Source organism: Parcubacteria group bacterium CG10_big_fil_rev_8_21_14_0_10_36_14, assembly GCA_002772895.1.
GTDB lineage: Bacteria > Patescibacteriota > Patescibacteriia.
This window is the reverse complement of sequence record PFCS01000027.1, coordinates 3744-6201: the sequence shown is the minus strand read 5'-3', so window position 1 is coordinate 6201 and position 2458 is coordinate 3744. Positions and strand designations below refer to the sequence as shown.

At 43.7% G+C, this 2458-nt stretch carries 4 protein-coding genes (1 of these 4 running past the window's edge); 2 read left to right on the top strand and 2 right to left on the bottom strand.

The genetic code is table 11. The features are described from left to right. Positions 1-190: hypothetical protein (locus COU51_01840; protein ID PIR66818.1), on the top strand; the 190-nt coding region annotated here is incomplete at its 5' end. A 21-nt stretch (positions 191-211) separates the two neighbouring features. Beyond that, positions 212-421: a hypothetical protein gene (locus COU51_01835; GenBank protein PIR66817.1), complete on the top strand. Its 210-nt coding sequence runs from the start codon at positions 212-214 to the stop codon at positions 419-421. A gap of 577 nt (positions 422-998) precedes the next feature. On the opposite strand, the gene COU51_01830 is transcribed toward COU51_01835, so the two are convergent. Beyond that, entirely contained in the window at positions 999-1358 is a 360-nt protein-coding gene (locus COU51_01830) for a hypothetical protein (protein PIR66816.1), read from the bottom strand. Between the two features lie 100 nt (positions 1359-1458). After that, positions 1459-2458: the end of an excinuclease ABC subunit B gene (locus tag COU51_01825; GenBank protein ID PIR66837.1), read on the bottom strand. It continues 1010 nt past the right edge of the window; the window shows 1000 of its 2010 coding nt (coding positions 1011-2010); the start codon falls outside the window, past its right edge; it ends in the stop codon at positions 1459-1461.

Below are 2458 nucleotides of genomic sequence, written 5' to 3'. Positions count from 1 at the left end.
GATAGAAGAAGCGCTCAGTGACTCCGGACTGAACAACATTGCGCGCCTTTGCGAAAAGGCGCCGATGAGCCTCCACCAGATGGATGACGGACCGGACGCGTTAGCAGAACGTTTCTTCGCTCAGGGAGAAAAAATGAACAAGACCCACGAAGCGCAATGGCGCGCTCGTGAACTCGCAAGGGCCGAATAAAAATCCCGCAAAGGAGAAGAAATGCAATACCATTTTCGAAAGATTGTCTGGGGTGCAAGGTGTATCTGTGGATGGCCAGGAGAGCCGAACAAGGTTCTCGGAATCACCGCTAGCACAAGTGAAGAGGCGGCGACCGAGGCCAAAAAGCTCCACGACCATTACTGGCAGAACGACTCACCCGGCGTTGCCAACCAGTTCGTCTGCAAGCCCACCGTCCTTCCCATAAAATAGGCGTTAGCCTATCCCCCCCAGCCCCGCTCAAATGAGTTGGGGCTTTTTTTTATTCCTTTAAATAGCACTTGACAAGTTTTTTAAAATATGATAAATTCTTATATTCATCACAGCCCCCTTAGGGGGCTGTGATGATAAGCTCTTTAACGAGCGCTCTGTCGTCTGACAGGGCGCTTCACAAACCCTGCAAACGACGGAGAAACCAATGACCACCCAAACCACAGCAATTTCCATCATCCCTATCAATCACACAAAAGAAAACACCCATGTCACCATTTCCCCAGAAATCGCCCGCCTTTTTCGCGTATCATTGCCTCTTTGGCACGCTTTTTGCACCAAGTGCTGTTGGCAAGATACCCGCGGGTTTGAAGCCCGAAATGAAATAGAGGCGCTGATGAACGTAAAAAAGCGTGAAAACGCTTGCAACTGCCCATCTCATCGGCTTCGCGTCGTTCCGGTTCCGTCGCATCCCAGCGACCTCCTTGACCTTTAGTTCTTTCCTTTTTCTCGTATGTTGCCCTATTTCATTGAAATGGGGCTTTTTTTAAAAGCTTATTTTAAGGAGCTTGACAAATTTTTAAAAATATATTAAGCTACAAAAAGTTGATGGAAAGGCTTTAAAACCCCAGATCTTTGCGGGCACTCCAATTTGGCAGAGGCCCCAAAGGTTTCTGCGCAAAACAGGAGATCCGCAATGAGCAACACAGAAACGCCTTGCTCTTTGAGCAATAACGCAGACAGCCACTATTTTGACGGAAGCGACTCGCTTCAAGCTATCGCATATATTATCATAAAAAAGAGACAGGAAAAGCGACCATTCGTTTCTCTTAACAAGCACTACAAAAAATTTCAATTTTTTTGCCCCACGTGTCTCTTCTCTGAGCTTGTTATAGCTCCCGATGAAATCGACGCATTCGAATTCGCTAACCAAAAACACCGTCAAAAACAACTAAACGCTCATTTTCATATCAACCCGCTTCAATGCACTCCAGTTTCTTCTGATTTCAAATCGATCCTTGCTCAATAACACCTACCCTCTACCGCTTTCTCCCGCGACCCCATAGGTCGTTTTTTTTTATAATTTTTATTTCGTCGCGTAAAATAGCCGCAGTCTCAAAGTCTAATCGACTTGCCGCCTCTTTCATTTGACGCTCTTTTTCAGAAATAATTTGTTTTTTACTTCTACCCTTCATTGGTGCATCTTCTTGTTTTTCTGTTTCTGTTATTTCTGGCAAAATATTTTTAATATTTTTTATAATTGTCTGCGGGGTGATGCCGTGTCGCTTATTATATACCAATTGCAAAGAACGCCGGCGATTTGTTTCATCAAACGCCCGACGTATAGAGCCGGTCATATTATCAGCGTAAAGAATTACTTCTCCCAGAACATTTCTTGCCGCTCGGCCGATTGTTTGGATAAGCGCAGTTTCACTCCGCAAAAATCCTTCTTTGTCCGCATCCAAAATTGCCACCATCGTTACCTCGGGCAAATCAAGTCCTTCACGAAGAAGATTTACTCCGACTAGACAATCAAACTTTCCTCTACGGAAATCTGTCAAAATTTTAATGCGATCCAAAGCTTTTACATCGCTATGAATATAATTCGCTTTTATTTTTGCTTCATGTAAATATTCAAATAAATCTTCTGCCATTTTTTTGGTAAGAGTTGTCACCAATACACGCTCCTCTTTTTCAACTTTTTCTTTTATACGTTTTAGGAGGTCATCAACTTGCGAAAGATTTTTTTCCGTTTCAGTTATAGGACAAATCGTAATCTTTGGATCCAAAAGTCCGGTTGGACGAATAATTTGTTCTACTGTTTGCGAACTATTTTCTTTTTCATAATTTCCCGGAGTGGCAGAAGTGAAAATCATCTGTCCGGTTCGCGACAAAAATTCTGGAAACCTTAGCGGACGATTATCAGCTGCAGACGGTAGACGAAAACCATATTCAATAAGCGTCCGTTTCCGCGAAGCGTCGCCCTCATACATTCCGCCGATTTGCGGAATAGTAACATGCGATTCATCGATAATAGTT

Coding starts and splice junctions, on each gene's coding strand:
- COU51_01835 (PIR66817.1), top strand. CDS start 212: ATGCAATACCATTTTCGAAAGATTGTCTGGGGTGCAAGGTGTATCTGT.